This window comes from Sphingomonas sp. 10B4, assembly GCF_035019905.1.
GTDB lineage: Bacteria > Pseudomonadota > Alphaproteobacteria > Sphingomonadales > Sphingomonadaceae > Sphingomonas > Sphingomonas glacialis.
Window position 1 is genome coordinate 1 of the sequence record NZ_JASJVC010000440.1, and the last position, 227, is coordinate 227.

The 227-nt window shown below is 52.0% G+C and carries 1 pseudogene; it reads right to left on the reverse strand.

The window, feature by feature from the left end:
• Positions 1–133: pseudogene (locus QN347_RS21080) on the reverse strand (IS66 family transposase zinc-finger binding domain-containing protein); the annotation flags it as partial.
• Positions 134–227: the final 94 nt, after the last annotated feature.

Sequence of the window (227 nt, forward strand, 5' to 3'; positions counted from 1 at the left end):
GATATGCCGTTGCACAAGGAACCGTGCTGGTTCAACATCAAGCTGCTCGGTGATATCCTCGCCGATCTTCACTAAGGTAATCAGGTTCGTGACGCTGTTCTACACGTGGCAATTCGGCAGGGAGTGGCTTACGTCCGGTTGGCTTTGCTTTGACGCGCGGTGTGGAAGAGAGTTATTCCAGTTCCGCCTGCATGGCATTGAGATCGGTTTCTTGCGTCTCATTAAAG